This is a genomic window from Silanimonas sp., assembly GCF_027531545.1.
Lineage (GTDB): Bacteria > Pseudomonadota > Gammaproteobacteria > Xanthomonadales > Xanthomonadaceae > Silanimonas.
In genome coordinates this window covers 37,554-51,654 of the sequence record NZ_JAPZSC010000025.1, presented here as the reverse complement: position 1 = coordinate 51,654, position 14,101 = coordinate 37,554, and the positions used below count along the sequence as shown (strand labels likewise).

General features: G+C 69.5%; 18 protein-coding genes and 1 pseudogene. 6 read left to right on the top strand and 13 right to left on the bottom strand.

Annotation, left to right across the window (positions count from 1 at the left end):
* Nucleotides 1-3 precede the first annotated feature (3 nt).
* A complete protein-coding gene (locus O9280_RS13765) occupies nt 4-585 on the top strand; it encodes a TetR/AcrR family transcriptional regulator (protein WP_298343900.1) in 582 nt (193 codons plus the stop codon).
* 6 nt (nt 586-591) lie between these two features.
* On the opposite strand, the gene O9280_RS13760 is transcribed toward O9280_RS13765, so the two are convergent.
* The 5 genes from O9280_RS13760 to nudE form a co-directional block, all read right to left on the bottom strand.
* Nucleotides 592-909: a DUF962 domain-containing protein gene (locus tag O9280_RS13760; RefSeq protein ID WP_298343898.1), complete on the bottom strand. Its 318-nt coding sequence runs from the start codon at nt 907-909 to the stop codon at nt 592-594.
* A gap of 64 nt (nt 910-973) precedes the next feature.
* Nucleotides 974-1,612 (bottom strand): HAD-IB family hydrolase, encoded by a 639-nt coding sequence (locus O9280_RS13755; RefSeq protein WP_298343895.1) that lies wholly within the window; start codon nt 1,610-1,612, stop codon nt 974-976.
* Nucleotides 1,609-2,436, bottom strand: coding sequence for a nucleoside triphosphate pyrophosphohydrolase (gene mazG / locus O9280_RS13750; RefSeq protein ID WP_298343999.1), 828 nt, complete (start codon nt 2,434-2,436; stop codon nt 1,609-1,611). The genes O9280_RS13755 and mazG overlap by 4 nt, the downstream gene beginning before the upstream one ends.
* A gap of 1 nt (nt 2,437) precedes the next feature.
* A complete protein-coding gene (gene cysQ, locus O9280_RS13745) occupies nt 2,438-3,277 on the bottom strand; it encodes a 3'(2'),5'-bisphosphate nucleotidase CysQ (RefSeq protein WP_298343892.1) in 840 nt (279 codons plus the stop codon).
* Entirely contained in the window at nt 3,274-3,831 is a 558-nt protein-coding gene (nudE, locus tag O9280_RS13740; RefSeq protein WP_298343889.1) for an ADP compounds hydrolase NudE, read from the bottom strand. The genes cysQ and nudE overlap by 4 nt, the downstream gene beginning before the upstream one ends.
* A 78-nt stretch (nt 3,832-3,909) precedes the next feature.
* On the opposite strand from nudE, the gene O9280_RS13735 reads away from it, so the two are divergent.
* Nucleotides 3,910-5,292 carry an adenosylmethionine--8-amino-7-oxononanoate transaminase gene (locus O9280_RS13735; protein ID WP_298343996.1) on the top strand — a complete coding sequence of 461 codons (1,383 nt, stop codon included), beginning with the start codon at nt 3,910-3,912 and terminating at the stop codon, nt 5,290-5,292.
* Entirely contained in the window at nt 5,283-6,020 is a 738-nt protein-coding gene (locus O9280_RS13730) for a 16S rRNA (uracil(1498)-N(3))-methyltransferase (RefSeq protein WP_298343884.1), read from the top strand. Before O9280_RS13735 ends, O9280_RS13730 begins: the two co-directional genes overlap by 10 nt.
* 63 nt (nt 6,021-6,083) lie before the next feature.
* Here the strand turns inward: O9280_RS13730 and O9280_RS13725 are convergent.
* Together O9280_RS13725 and purE are read right to left on the bottom strand one after the other, a co-directional pair.
* A pseudogene (locus O9280_RS13725) lies at nt 6,084-7,163 on the bottom strand (5-(carboxyamino)imidazole ribonucleotide synthase); the annotation flags it as partial.
* A complete protein-coding gene (gene purE, locus O9280_RS13720) occupies nt 7,160-7,675 on the bottom strand; it encodes a 5-(carboxyamino)imidazole ribonucleotide mutase (protein ID WP_298343875.1) in 516 nt (171 codons plus the stop codon). The gene purE and the pseudogene O9280_RS13725, both read right to left, overlap by 4 nt.
* Nucleotides 7,676-7,741: 66 nt before the next feature.
* On the opposite strand from purE, the gene O9280_RS13715 reads away from it, so the two are divergent.
* Nucleotides 7,742-8,011, top strand: a complete 270-nt coding sequence (locus O9280_RS13715) for a Trm112 family protein (RefSeq protein WP_298343872.1) — start codon at nt 7,742-7,744, stop codon at nt 8,009-8,011.
* Nucleotides 8,011-8,874 carry a carboxylating nicotinate-nucleotide diphosphorylase gene (gene nadC / locus O9280_RS13710; protein ID WP_298343869.1) on the top strand — a complete coding sequence of 288 codons (864 nt, stop codon included), beginning with the start codon at nt 8,011-8,013 and terminating at the stop codon, nt 8,872-8,874. Before O9280_RS13715 ends, nadC begins: the two co-directional genes overlap by 1 nt.
* On the opposite strand, the gene O9280_RS13705 is transcribed toward nadC, so the two are convergent.
* On the bottom strand, nt 8,846-9,673 hold the full coding sequence (locus O9280_RS13705; protein WP_298343866.1) for an FHA domain-containing protein: 828 nt from the start codon (nt 9,671-9,673) through the stop codon (nt 8,846-8,848). The two genes, nadC and O9280_RS13705, sit on opposite strands and share 29 nt — an antisense overlap.
* Nucleotides 9,674-9,807: 134 nt before the next feature.
* On the opposite strand from O9280_RS13705, the gene O9280_RS13700 reads away from it, so the two are divergent.
* Nucleotides 9,808-10,146: a DUF3301 domain-containing protein gene (locus tag O9280_RS13700; RefSeq protein ID WP_298343863.1), complete on the top strand. Its 339-nt coding sequence runs from the start codon at nt 9,808-9,810 to the stop codon at nt 10,144-10,146.
* 19 nt (nt 10,147-10,165) lie between these two features.
* Here the strand turns inward: O9280_RS13700 and O9280_RS13695 are convergent, their stop codons facing one another.
* The 5 genes from O9280_RS13695 to petA all read right to left on the bottom strand — a co-directional run bounded on the left by O9280_RS13695 (nt 10,166) and on the right by petA (nt 14,019).
* Nucleotides 10,166-10,567 carry a ClpXP protease specificity-enhancing factor gene (locus tag O9280_RS13695; protein ID WP_297867129.1) on the bottom strand — a complete coding sequence of 134 codons (402 nt, stop codon included), beginning with the start codon at nt 10,565-10,567 and terminating at the stop codon, nt 10,166-10,168.
* A 23-nt stretch (nt 10,568-10,590) separates the two neighbouring features.
* On the bottom strand, nt 10,591-11,229 hold the full coding sequence (locus O9280_RS13690; RefSeq protein WP_297867100.1) for a glutathione S-transferase N-terminal domain-containing protein: 639 nt from the start codon (nt 11,227-11,229) through the stop codon (nt 10,591-10,593).
* Between the two features lie 216 nt (nt 11,230-11,445).
* Complete coding sequence (locus O9280_RS13685; RefSeq protein ID WP_298343859.1) at nt 11,446-12,168, bottom strand: cytochrome c1; 723 nt, start codon at nt 12,166-12,168, stop codon at nt 11,446-11,448.
* Entirely contained in the window at nt 12,161-13,411 is a 1,251-nt protein-coding gene (locus O9280_RS13680) for a cytochrome bc complex cytochrome b subunit (RefSeq protein WP_298343993.1), read from the bottom strand. Before O9280_RS13680 ends, O9280_RS13685 begins: the two co-directional genes overlap by 8 nt.
* Nucleotides 13,408-14,019: a ubiquinol-cytochrome c reductase iron-sulfur subunit gene (gene petA, locus O9280_RS13675; protein ID WP_298343856.1), complete on the bottom strand. Its 612-nt coding sequence runs from the start codon at nt 14,017-14,019 to the stop codon at nt 13,408-13,410. The genes O9280_RS13680 and petA overlap by 4 nt, the downstream gene beginning before the upstream one ends.
* Nucleotides 14,020-14,101: the final 82 nt, after the last annotated feature.

The following is a 14,101-nucleotide window of genomic DNA, read 5'->3' as shown; positions in this document are numbered from 1 at the left end:
TGAATGAGCCGCAACGCCGACCGCATCGCCCGGACCACCCGGGCCCTGCTCGACTCCGCCCGCCGCAGCTTCGCCACGCAGGGTTACGCGACGACTTCGATGGAGGCGCTGTGCGCCGAAGTCGGCCTGACGCGCGGTGCGCTGTACCACCACTTCGGCGGCAAGGAAGGGCTGCTGGAGGCCGTGGTCCGGGAGATCGACGTCGAGACGAACGCCCGTCTCGATGCGGCGTATGAGGCGGGACCGGGCGGATGGGCCGGCTTCCGCGAGTGCTGCCAGGCCTACCTCGACCTCGCCCTGGAGCCGGAGTACCAGCGGGTGATGCTGCGCGACGCGCCGGCTGTTCTCGGACAGCGCCATCGCGACATCGATGCCGCGGGCTCGCTGCAGCCGATCATCGATGGGTTGGCCGAGCTGATGGACGAAGGCGCCCTGCGCCGGACCGACCCCGAGGCGCTGGCGCGGATGCTCAACGGCGCGATGATCGACGCCGCGCTCTGGATCGCGACCCACGTCGACCCTCCTGCGGCACGGCAACGGGCCCGTGGGGTGCTCGACCGGCTGCTCGACGGCCTGCAGAACTGAGCGCGGTCAGAACGGGATCTTCCCGGTCAGCACGTCCTTGTACATGACCCAGTCGCCCATCAGCGAGTAGAGCGGGTGCTTGAACGTGGCCGGTTTGTTGTGCTCGAAGAAGAAGTGCCCCACCCATGCGAATCCATAGCCGCAGACGGGCACGGCGAACAACCACCACGGCGAGAGCACCTGAGCCAGCACGAGGCCGATCAGCACGAGGACAACGGTCGAGCCGATGACGTGCAGGCGTCGCGAGGTTCGATTGCTGTGCTCGCCGAGGTAGAACGGATAGAACTCGCGGAAGCTGGCGAAACCGGTCGTGGGTGTGGTCATGTCAGGTCTTGTCGGGAGGCGGCGCGCCGTCGAGGCTAAGGGTGGCGCGTCGAGGCGGCATGAATCAGCGCACTGCGTCGCCGTTCGGCCATGGTGCGCCGCGGTAGGTGGCGGTCGTCGCCATCGCCAGCATCGGCAGGTCTTCGACGGTGTCGCCATGCGCCTCGATGCCTTCGTGCGGCCACTCACCGACGAGGGCGCGGATGCGTTCCACCTTCGCTTCACCGGCGCACTGCGGCCCGGCGTATCGCCCAGTCAATCGGCCGGCGCGGCATTCGAGCGCCGAGGCCAGCAATTCGACGCCTTCGACCTCGCACCATGGCCGAAGCAGCGCGTCGAAGTTTCCGGAAACGACGATGACGCGATCGCCAGCGGCCCGGTGGGCCCGGAATATCGCCAGCATGTCGGGCCGCATCAGCACCGGGAACCGCTCGGCGGCAAAGGCATGGGCGAGCGCCTCGAAGTGGTCACGTGCCATACCGGAGAACGCGACGCGCACGATGGCAGCGCGCACCACGACGCCCGAGATCCAACCCACACGGTAGGCGAGCACCAACGGTGCGAGCAGCAGCCCGCCAAGACGAACGCGCCAAGGCGGTGCCGCGAAACGCACGAAGAGCGGGAAGGTCTCGACCGTGGTCAGCGTGCCATCGAAGTCGAACAGCACCAGCCGCGGCAGCGACGCGGCATCGCCCTCACTCACCCGCCGCGCTCGATGCGCTTGGCCTCGTTCCAAAGCGCACTCTGCTCCTCCAGCGACAGCGCACTGAACTCGCGGCCCTGCGCACGCGCCAGCGCTTCCATCTGGCGGAATCGGCGCTCGTACTTGGCATTCGCGCGGCGCAGCGCCGTACCCGGATCGACCTTGGCCTTGCGCGCGAGGTTCATCGCGACGAACAGCAGGTCGCCGATCTCGTCTTCCACCGCGTCCTGACGTTCCGGCGAAGGCGGCATCGCGAGCGCCTCGCGCACTTCCTCGAGCTCTTCCTCGAGCTTGGCGATCACCGGCGTGGCGTCCGGCCAGTCGTAGCCGACGTTGGCGCCGCGCTTCTGCAATTTGAGCGCGCGCTGCCATTCCGGCAGGGCCTTGGGCACGTCATCGAGCGCCGAGGGCGGCGCATGCATGTCACGCCGTTTCGCGGCGCGCTCCGCGGCCTTCATTTTTTCCCATGCCGCGGTCTGCGCATCGGCATCCTCGACGGAGGCGTCGCCGAACACGTGCGGGTGGCGGCGGATCATCTTGTCGTTGATGGCCGCGACAACGTCGGCGAAGCCGAAGGCACCGTGTTCGTTCGCCATCTGGGCATGGAAGACCACCTGCAGCAGCAGGTCGCCGAGTTCGTCCTTGAGGTCGCCGAGGTCGCCGCGATCGATGGCTTCCGCCACCTCGTAGGCTTCCTCGATGGTGTAGGTCGCGATGCTGGCGAAATCCTGCTTCACGTCCCAAGGGCAGCCGCGCTCGGGGTCGCGCAGCCGCGCCATCACCGCCAGCAGGGTCTCGATGCGCTCGCGCGGTGCGTCGCTCAGGTCACTCAAGCCAATCCCTCCAGGCCAGCCGCGCATCGGCCACCGCGATGAAGTCGCCGTTCAACAGGGTGTCGCGCTGGTTGTAGCGCAGCGCCCGGCCCTCGAGGTCGAGCACGGCACCCCCGACCGCCTCCACGAGGCACTGGCCCGCGGCGGTATCCCATTCGGAGGTGGGGCCGAAGCGCGGGTAGAGGTCGAGCCGGCCTTCGGCGAGCAGCCCGAACTTCAGCGCCGAGCCCATCGGCACGCGCTCCGCCTCCGGCAGGCGTTCCAGCAGGGCGGCGGTGCGCGGGTCGAGGTGCGAACGGCTGGCGGCAACGCGGAGCCCCACGCCGGCCTTCGCTTCAGGCGACGGCACGCGCGCTGCGAGCGCGATGTCATCGCCGCCGGCCTCCCGGCGCCACGCCCCCTGCCCCGCCAACGCCGACCAGGTCACGCCGGTCACCGGCGCATGCACGAGGCCGAGCACCGGCACGCCGTGTTCGACCAGGGCGATGCAGACGCAGAACTCGCCGTTCTTCTTGACGAACTCGCGGGTGCCGTCGAGCGGATCGACCAGCCACAGCCGCGGCCACGCGCGGCGCTCGGCCGGGTCCAGCGCGGCGGATTCCTCCGACAGCACCGGAATGTCCGGCGTCAGCGATTCAAGCCCGGCGACCAGCAAGCGATGTGAGGCGAGATCCGCCTCGGTCAGCGGCGAACGGTCGTCCTTGGCTTCGACGGCGAAATCACGCGCGTAGACGGCCATGATCGCGCGGCCCGCGGCCTCGGCCAGCGCGATGGCCGGTTCACGCAGCGCGGCGTAGCGCGCGGCTGCGCCCTCTCCGGCGGCCGCGCTCACGGCGCGGGCCTGCCACGGGCCAACCACTCGCGCACGAGGAACAGCGCGGCGATCGAGCGGCCCTCCGAGAACTCCTCGCGCAGCATCAGCTCGTGCAGGCGGTCGAAACGCCAGGGCACGACCTCCAGCGGCTCGGGCTCGTCGCCCTCGAGCTTTTCGGGGAACAGGCCTTCTGCGACCACCAGTTGGATCTCGTGGCTCATGTAGGTGGGCGCCAGCGTGATCGACTTCAGGTGCGTGAGCAGCTCGGCGCCGAAGCCGATCTCTTCGCGCATCTCGCGGGCGGCGGCCTCAAGCCCGCTCTCGCCGGCATCGATCTTGCCCTTGGGCAGGCCGAGCTCGTAGCGGTGCGTGCCGGTCCCGTACTCGCGGATGAGCAACACGGTCTCGGGGTCGGGGAGCGCGGCGATCATCACCGCGCCATGACCCTTCGATTTCAGCCGGTCGAAGCGGCGGCGTTCGCCGTTGCTGAACTCGAGGTCGACGCGTTCCAGGCGGTAGGCGCCGACATCGACCTCCTCGCGCCCGTGGATGGTGGGCAGGGGGCGGCTCATGGCCGGCCTCGCGCATGGACAGACTGGCGGCGGGTCACCATCATTCGCGGCATGACGCAGAACATTTCCATCGCGCCGATGCTAGCAGAGGCCGATGTCGAGGCCTTCCTCACCCGCGACCTCGCCGTCGTCTGGCACCCTTGCACGCAGATGCGCGAGCATCGCGGCGAACTGCCCCTGCTGCCGATCCGCCGCGGCCGCGGCGCCTGGCTGGAGGGCCTGGACGGGCAGCGCTGGCTGGACGGCATCTCCAGCTGGTGGACCAACCTGTTCGGCCACGCGCATCCGCACATCGCGCAGGCCATCGGCGCGCAAGCGGCCGAACTCGAGCACGTGATCTACGCCGGCTTCGCCCACGAACCCGGCCTGCGCCTCGCCGAGCGCCTGGTGGGCATCGCCCCGCGCAGCGCCACGCACGCGCCGCTCTCCCGCGTGTTCTACGGCGAGAACGGCAGCGCAGCGATCGAGATCGCGCTGAAGATGAGCTTCCACGCGCACCAGAACCGCGGCGACGGCCAGCGCACGCGCTTCGTCGCGCTGCAGAACGGCTACCACGGCGAGACGCTCGGCGCGCTGGCGATGAGCGACATCCCGCTCTACCGCCGCATCTACGCGCCCTTGCTGCTCGAACCGGTGTTCGCGCCTTCGCCCGACGCCTACCACGCCGAACCCGGAGAGTCGGCCGAGGCCTGCGCGCGACGCGCGGCCGCGGCCCTCGCGGTGTTGTTCGAGCGTGACGGGGCGACGATCAGCGCGCTGGTGCTGGAGCCGCTGGTGCAATGCGCCGGCGGCATGCGCATGCACCACCCGGCCTACCTTGCCGAGGCGCGCCGACTCTGCGACGCGCACGGCATCCACCTCATCGCCGACGAGATCGCGGTGGGCTTCGGCCGCACCGGCACGCTGTTCGCCTGCGAGCAGGCCGGCATCACCCCGGATTTCCTCTGCCTCTCCAAGGGCCTCTCGGGCGGCGCGCTGCCGCTGTCCGCGGTGCTCACCCACGACGGCATCTATGGGGCGTTCTGGAGCGAGGACCGCACCCGCGCCTTCCTGCATTCGCACAGCTTCGCCGGCAACCCGGTGGCCTGCGCCGCCGCCAACGCCACGCTCGATCTGTTCGAGAGCACCGGCGCCATCGCCGCCAACCGCGATACGGCCGCGAAGCTCGCCGCTGCCGCCTCGCGCTTCGCCGACCACCCGGCCGTGGGCGACCTGCGCCAGACCGGGATGATCCTCGCCTTCGAGCTGGTCGAGGATCGCGCCACCCGCCGCGAATACACCGACCATCCGCGCCAGCGCGCGCTGGCCGCCTACCGCGCCGGTCTCGACGCCGGCGCCGTGCTGCGCCCCTTGGGCAACGTGCTGTACTGGATGCCGCCCTACTGCATCGACGACGAGGCCATCGCCGTGCTCGACCGCGCCACCGCCGCCGCCATCGAGGCCTACGTCCGATGCGCGTGATCCGCTGCCACGTCGATGCTCCCCTGGCGGCGGATGCCGTGCTGCGGCTGCCCGAAGAGAAGAGCCTGCACCTGCTGCGCGTGCTCCGGCTTCGCGAGGGCGATGCAGTGACGCTGTTCAACGGCGACGGCCACGACTACGCCGCGCGCATCACCGGCAGCGAGAAGAGGGCGGTCGAGGTCACGGTCGGCGCGGTCGAGGCACGCCACAACGAATCACCGCTGGCCATCACCCTGCTTCAGGGCGTGGCCCGCGGCGACAAGATGGACATGATCCTGCAGAAGGCCACCGAACTCGGTGTTCAGGCCATCCAGCCGGTGATGACCGAACGCACCGAGGTGAAGCTCGATGCCGATCGCGCCGAACGCCGCATCGCGCACTGGCGTGGCGTGGTCGCCGCGGCCTGCGAGCAGAGCGGCCGGGCGCGCGTCCCCACCGTCGCCGAGCCGCGCGCGCTGCACGAGGCGCTGGCCGACCTGCCGGCCAACGCGCGGAAACTGATCCTCGATCCGCACCAGGGCCGCGCCCTGAAGGCCCTCGACCTGCAGCCGGCGCAGCCCGTCGTGCTGGTGATCGGCCCGGAAGGCGGGCTCGGCGAACGCGACCACCGCCTGCTGACGAAGGGCGGCTTCGAGGGCGTGCAGCTCGGCCCGCGCGTGCTGCGCACGGAAACCGCCGGGCTGGCCGTGCTGGCCGCCCTGCAGGCGCTTTACGGTGATTGGGCCTGAGGCCTAGCCGAGGCGGGAGATCGCGCCGCTGAATTCCTCGCGGCGCGAGAGCGCTTCGACGGCGCTCTCCAGTTCGCGTCGCAGCGTCGCGCGATCATCGGCGCGCAGCGTCGCGTGGCCGACCTTGCGGCCGTCGCGCGAGGTCTTGCCGTAGTCGTGCCAGTGCCCGGCAGGGCTGCGCAGCACCGGCGCGGCCTCCGGCATGGCACCGATCCAGTTCAGCATGACGCTGTGGCCCACGGCAGCCGTGCTGCCCAGCGGCAGGCCCAGCACGGCGCGCAGATGGTTCTCGAACTGCGAGGTCTCGGCGCCTTCGATGGTCCAATGGCCGGAGTTGTGCACGCGCGGCGCCATCTCGTTGGCGAGCAACTGCCCGTCGCGCACGAACAACTCCAGCGCGAACACGCCCACGTAGTCGAGCGCCTCGGCGACCTTCCGCGCGTAGGCCACCGCCTGCGGCTCCAGCGCAGCGCCCTCGGCGCAGGGCGCCATCGAGGCCGAGAGGATGCCGTCGCGGTGCCAGTTCTCGGTCAACGGCCAGGCGCGGAATTCGCCGTCGCGGCCGCGCACGGCGACCACCGAGACTTCGCGCTCGAAGGGCACGAAGGCTTCGAGGATCAGTCCCACTGTCGGCGCCTGCGGCCCCAGCGCGGCCCAAGCCGCCTCGAGATCCGCCGGCGTCTTCAGGCGGAACTGGCCCTTGCCGTCGTAGCCGAGGCGGCGCGTCTTCAGGATGCAGGGCAGGCCGATGCGCGCCACGGCCTCGTCGAGCCCGGAGCGCGTGTCGACGGCCGCGAAAGCCGGCGTGCCGATGCCGAGCTCGTTGAACAGGGTCTTTTCGGCGAGGCGGTCCTGCGCGATGCGCAACGCCCGCGGCGCCGGGAACACCGGGATGCGCGCGGCCAACCACTCCGCACTTTCAGCCGGGACGTTCTCGAAATCGAAGGTCGCCACGTCGACGCGCGAGGCGAACTCGGCGAGGGCTTTCTCGTCGCGCCAATCGCCGACCACCATGGGCACGAACTGGCCGGCGCAGGCGTCGGCGCTGGTGTCCATCGCGAGGAAGCGCAGGCCGAGCGGCGCGCCGGCCAGCGCCATCATCCGCGCCAATTGCCCGCCGCCGAGGATGCCGACCGTGGTCATGCGCGCGGGTCCGGCTTGGCCAGCACGGCCTCGGTCTGCTCGCGGCGGAAGCGTTCCAGCGCGGCGGCGACGTCGGCGTGGTCATGCGCGAGCATCGCCGCAGCGAACAGCGCGGCGTTCGCCGCACCGGCCTGGCCGATGGCGAAGGTGGCGACGGGAATGCCCGCCGGCATCTGCACGATCGACAGCAGGGAATCCAAGCCGTTGAGGGCCTTGCTCTGCACCGGCACGCCCAGCACCGGCACGGCGGTCTTCGCGGCGAGCATGCCGGGCAGATGGGCCGCGCCACCGGCGCCGGCGATGATCGCGCGCAGGCCGCGCGCTGCCGCGGTTTCGGCGTACTGGAACAGGAGATCCGGGGTGCGGTGCGCGCTCACCACCTGCACCTCGTGCGGCACGCCGAGACGGGTCAGGCGGTCGGCGGCGTGCTGCATCGTGTCCCAATCGGACGTCGAGCCCATCACGATGCCCACCTTCACGGCGGTTTCCCCCTGACCTGCACCCGTCGCCATGGCGAGCCTCTCCGGCAAAACCGTATTCTAGACGCATCTTCCGCAACCCTCAGCGCCCCGCCGCCCATGGATCGCAAGCTCCTCGACCTTCTGGTGTGCCCGGCCTCCCACCAGCCGCTGCATCGCCTCGAGTCCCCCCAGCGCGACGCGCTGAACGCCGCGATCACCCGCGGTGAACTGCTTCGCGGCGACGGCCGCACCGAAACGCGGTCCCTCGCCGATGCCCTCGCCAGCCGCGATGGCAAGCAGGTCTACCGCATCGACGACGGCATCCCGGTGCTGCTGGTCGAGGAGGCGCTGCAGACCGCCGGGGTCGACGGCCTCGCCGCGCGCTGATGGCGGCCGATCTCGCGCTGCCGCCACCGGAGGCCATCGAGGCCGCGGTGCGGGTCGCCCTCACCGAAGACCTTGGCGACGGTGACGCCACGGCGCAGCTGCTCGAGGATGTCCCGGCCACGGCGCACGTCGTCTGCAAGGAATCGGCGGTCATCGCCGGGGGGCCTTGGTTCGACGCCTGTTTCCGCGCGCTCGATCCGGCGATCCGCATCACCTGGCACGTCGGCGAAGGCCAGCGCGTCGAACCGGGCACCGTGCTCTGCACCCTCGAGGGCCGATCGCGCGCCATCGTCAGCGCGGAACGCAGCGCGCTGAACTTCCTGCAGACCCTCTCCGCGACCGCCACCACCACGGCGGCCTATGCGGCAGCGCTGGCGGGCACGCGCACGCGGGTGCTCGACACCCGCAAGACGCTGCCCGGACTGCGGCTGGCGCAGAAGTACGCGGTGCGTGCCGGGGGCGGCGTGAACCACCGCATCGGGCTGTTCGACGCGGTGATGCTCAAGGAGAACCACATCGCCGCGGCGGGCTCCATCGCGGCGGCCGTCGAGCGTGCCCGCACCCTGCATCCCACGCTGCCGCTGATCGTCGAGGTCGAATCGCTGGACGAGCTCGACCAGGCGCTGGCCACCGGCTGCACCCGCATCCTGATCGATGATTTCGACGACGCGATGATGCGCGAGGCCGTGCGTCGCGCCGCCGGCCGCATTCCGCTGGAGGTCTCGGGCAGCGTTTCGCTCGAACGGCTGCCGGCCATTGCCGCGACCGGCGTCGACTATGTGTCGGTCGGGGCGCTCACGAAGCACGTGCGCGCCGTCGACCTCTCGCTGCGGCTCAGCGCCCCAGCACCAGCCAGGCGATAACGGCCAGCGAAGCGACGATCACCACGCCGGCGATCGCCTTCATCAGCCCGGCATTGCCGCCGGGCGATGCGGCTTCCGCCGACGGCGGGGCCTTCTGCTGCATCTGCTGGATCTCCATGCCCGGCGCCACGAGGATCAGCCGCACCTGGTCGAGGCGCAGTTCGTCGCCCGGGTTCAACTGGCCGGCCTGCACCCGCTTGTTGTTGATGAAGGTGCCGTTCGACGAGCCGAGGTCTTCGACCTGCAGGCCCGAGGCATTCGGCTTCACCAGCGCATGGCGGCGCGAGATCTCCTCCACCGGGATCGCGATGTCGCACTCGGCGGAGCGGCCGATGGTCATCGGGCCGGTGACGCCGTACATCTTGCCGAAGGTGTTGCCGGAGACGCCGCGCAGCACGAACTTGGGCGCGGCCGCACGCACGCGCGTGGCACCGCTGTCCCCGTCGAGCGCCATCGCCTGTGCCGCCGCGACCACCGAAGGCGGCAACGGCGAGCTGCCGGCCACGGTCTTCGTGGGCTCGGTGGCGACGAACTTCGCCACCACCGCGCCGAAACCCACCTGGTCGCCGGTGCGAAGGGCCATCAGCTCCTTCACCGGCTTGCCGTTCACGGTGACGGCGCCTGCGCCTTCCGGCAGCTGCAGGTTGGCGCCGGTGCTGGTGATGTGGATCTCGAGGTGCCGGGGCAGGATGCCCGGCCCGCCGATCACCACGGCGCCTTCCGGATCACTGCCGATGCGGTTCACGCCCGTCGCCAGCAAGGCCGTGGCGTGCTCGCCGTTAGGAAAAACCAGCTTCATCCCTCTCCCCCGTGATTGGCTGGGACCGTGAAGGCACGGTCGCGGCGGACAGTGTGCGCGAGCGGGAAGGGCTTCGTCACCCTCCCCCGCCGGTCCGCCTTGCGTCGCGGCCGGTCCACCACCACATTGCGCGGATGGACCTGCTCAGCTTCGCCTTCCTCCTCACCGCCGTCGCCCTTGCCTGGAACTGGTGGGCCGACCGCCGCGCCGCCGATGCCGCCACCCGCGTCGCCCAGCGCGCCTGCCAACAGGCCGGCGTGATCTGGCTCGACCAGAACGTGCAGCGGGTGCGGAAGCGCCTCGCTCGCAACGATGAAGGCCGCCTAGGCTGGCAGCGCGACTTCGACTTCGAGTTCTCGGCGAGCGGCCAGGAGCGCCAGCTGGGCCGCGTGAGCCTGCTGGGCGAGCGTGTCGTCGGCCTGATCGGCCCGGACCGTCCGCCCCTCGTCTACGTGGGGCCCGGCGGCGTCTGAGCCCGAAGGGGCCGTCGCCCTACTTGATGATCCGCAGGTGGCCACCGCGCTTCGGCGGCTCGGGCGCAGGTCCGGACCCGTCGGTCGCGTCCTGCGGCGGCGCCACCTCGCCCTCGTCGGGCGGGAGGCCCATGCCCTGGCCGGTTTCCTGGGCGTAGACGGCGAGTACCGCCGACACCGGCACGATGACCGAATGGCTCACGCCACCGAAGCGCGCCATGAAGCTCACCTCGCGGTTGCCCAGCTGCAGGTGGGCCACGGCACGGCCGGCGACATTCAGCACCACGCGGCCGTCCTTCACGGCCGAGGGGGGCACCTGCAATCCGTCGTGCTGCGCATCCACCAGTAGGTAAGGCGTCATGCCGTTGTCGACGATCCACTCGTGCATCGCCCGCAGCAGGTAGGGGCGATTCGAGGTCATCAACGCCGGCGTGCCGCCCTCAGTCATGCGGGGATCTCGCGCAGCGCCTTTTCTTCCGGCGTGAGGCTCCGGATGAAGCCGGGGTTCCGGAAGATGCGCTGGCCGTAATCATCGATCGGCTTGGCTTCCTTCGGCAGCACGATCCCGAGCGACGGCAGGCGCCAGATGATCGGGGCCATCGCGCAGTCGGCGAGGCTCATTTCCGGGTTCAGGAAGAACTTCGAGGCCTTGAACAGCGGCAGGGCGGCCAGGACGAGGTCGCGCAGCTGCTTGCGGGCGTTGTCCGCCTGCGCCTTGCTGCCGGCCTGCTGGGCCGCCTGCACGTGCGGCACCCATTCGTGCTCGAGGCGAAGCATCGCCAGGCGCAACCGGGCCCGCGACAGCGGGTCGATCGGCATCAGCGGCGGGTGCGGGTAGCGCTCGTCGAGGTACTCGGTGACCACCGAGGCCGAATACAGCACCAGCTCGCGTTCCACCAAGGTGGGCACGGAGTGGTAAGGATTCAGGTCGATGAGGTCCTCCGGCGGATGTGCCGGATCGACGGGGACGAGGTCGTAATTGACCCCTTTCGCGGCCAGCACGAGTCGGACGCGGTGGCAGAGGACGCAATCCCTTGCGGAGAACAGGGTCAAGGTGTTGCGCAAACGCGGGCTTGCAGCCATCGGCACTTCCCTTCGACGCGGCCCTCGACCCCTCGCCGACGGCCCAACAATCCCTAACGTGCCGTAAATGGCCGGCGAACCGCAAGGGCCCGGGCCGCCCGCCCGGCCGGCGGCGCCCCCCCGCTCCCCGAAACGCAAAGGCCGCCCCGGGGGGCGGCCTTCACTCCGGCACCGGGCCGAGGCGCCATCACGCGGCGGCCCCGGACGGGTGGGACGTCAGTGCACGTCCTTCCAGTATTCCTGCTTCAGCAGGTAGGCGAGCAGCGTGAAGAACGACAGGAACAGGATCACCCACACGCCGAGGCTTTCGCGCTGGAGGCGCGCGGGCTCGCCGACGTAGGTCAGGAAGGCGGAGATATCGAGGATGGCCCGGTCGTACTCGGCCTCCGAGAGACGGCCGCGCTCGTGCTCCTGGATGACGAAACCTTCCTCGGTCTTGCGCTGCTTGCCCTGCAGCTCCCACAACACGTTCGGCATGCTGGCGTTGGCCAACACGGTGTTGTTCCAGCCCATGGGCCGGGCCTCGTCGACGTAGAAGGACTTCAGGAAGGTGTAGATCCAGTCTTCCTGGCCGATCTTGCCGCGGGCCGTGGTCGAGAGGTCCGGCGGGGCCTTGCCGAACCAGGCCTGGCCGTCGCCTTTGGCGAGGCCGGTCTTCATCACCTCGCCGATCTTGGCGTCGCCCTTGATCAGGAACTGCTCGACCTGCTCCGGGGTCAGCTCGAGGTCCTCGGCCAGCCGCGAATAGCGCATGTACTGCAGCGAATGGCAGGCGGCGCAGTAGTTCATGAACAGGCCGGCGCCACGCTGCAGCGAGGCCTTGTCCTGCAGGTCGATCTGGGCGTCCTCGAGGTGGACGTCGCCGGCGGCCGACACGAAGGCCGGGGCCACGAGCAGGACAGCCGCGGCGAAGAGGGCGGAAATGCGCGACTTAAGCATGCGAGGTCACCCGCTCCGGAACCGGCTTGGTTTTGTCGATGGAGGTCCAGATCGGCATCGTGAAGAAGAAGCCGAAGTAGAAGATCGTGCAGATGCGCGCGATGATCGTCTGCGTCTCGGAACCCGACTGCAGGCCCAGCCAGCCCAGCGTCACGAAGCAGATCGCGAAGAGCGAGATCATCATCTTGCTGATCCAGCCGCGGTAGCGGAAGGAACGGACCTTGCTGCGGTCCAGCCACGGCAGGAGGAAGAAGATGGTCGTGGCGCCGCCCATCACGATCACGCCGGCCAGGGTGTCCGGGATGGCGCGGAGCATCGCGTAGTAGGGCGTGAAGTACCACACCGGCTTGATGTGCGCCGGGGTGACCAGCGGGTTCGCTTCGTTGAAGTTGTCGAACTCCAGGAAGAGATCGCCGAAGGTCGGGGCGAAGAACAGGATGAAGCTGGCGATGATCAGGAAGACGCCGGCGCCCACCAGGTCCTTCACCGTGTAGTACGGGTGGAAGGGGATGCCGTCGAGCGGCTTGCCCGTGGCCTTGTCCTTCACCTTCTTGATGTCGACGCCGTCCGGGTTGTTCGAGCCGACCTCGTGAAGGGCGCCGAGGTGCAGCACCACCAGCAGCAGGATGACCAGCGGCAGGGCGATGACGTGCAGGGCGAAGAAGCGGTTCAGCGTCGCGTCGGAGACGAGGAAGTCACCGCGGATCAACTCCGTCAGGTCGCCGCCGATCACCGGGATCGCCGAGAACAGGTTGATGATCACCTGCGCACCCCAGTACGACATCTGGCCCCACGGCAGCACGTAGCCCAGGAAGGCTTCGGCCATCAGCGTGAGGAAGATCAACATGCCGAGCACCCAGACCAGCTCGCGCGGCTTCTGGTAAGAGCCGTAGATCATGGCCCGGAACATGTGCAGGTAGACGACGACGAAGAACAGCGAGGCGCCGGTGCTGTGCATGTAGCGCACCAGCCAGCCCCACTCCACGTCGCGCATGATGTACTCGACCGAGGCGAAGGCTTCCGTCGCGCTCGGCTTGTAGTGCATCGTCAGGAAGATGCCGGTGACGATCTGGTTGACCAGCACCAGCAGCGCCAGCGAACCAAAGAAGTACCAGAAGTTGAAGTTCTTCGGAGCGTAGTACTCCGACATGTGCTTCTTGTAGAACGGGATCAGGCTAGGGGTGCGCTGGTTGAACCAGTCCACCGCGCCGTTGAAAGCGCTCTCGATCTTGGCGTTCATCAGGCGGCTTCCTCCGGCGCGATGCCGACCACGACGCGGTTGGCATTGGCCTTGTCGAAATGGTACGGCGGCACTTCGAGGTTCGACGGGGCCGGGACGCCCGAGAAGACGCGGCCGGCGAGGTCGAAGCGCGAGTTGTGGCAGGGGCAGTAGAAGCCGCCCTTCCACTCGCTGTCGAAGGCCTGCGGCTGCAGCTCGGGCACGAACAGCGGCGAGCAGCCGAGGTGGGTGCAGATGCCGACGAGCACGCCGATCTCGGGCTTGATGGCCCGGGTCTCGTTCTTGGCGAAAGCCGGGGTCTGGTCGACGTTGTCCGACTTCGGATCGGCCAGGCGGTCGTCCAGCGTCGGCAGCGCGCTCAACTGCTCGCCGTTGCGCTTGAAGATCCAGACCGGCTTGCCGCGCCATTGGACGATCATGCGGGCACCCGGCTCGAGGTCGAGCTTGCTGATGTCCACTTCGACCGGCGCACCGGCCCCTTGCGCGCGAGCGCTGGGCTTCCAGGTGCTGAGGAAGGCATAACCGCCGGCGGCGGCGCCTGCGGCACCGACCACGGCGGTGGTCGCGGTCAGGAACCGACGACGCCCGTTGTTGACCCCTTCGTTGGCCATTCGGCTCTCCGAACTTCGCTGTACGTGAGGATGCGAAGGGCCCGATCGAGCCCTCGCAGCAAGGCCGAAGTGTAGCCGAACG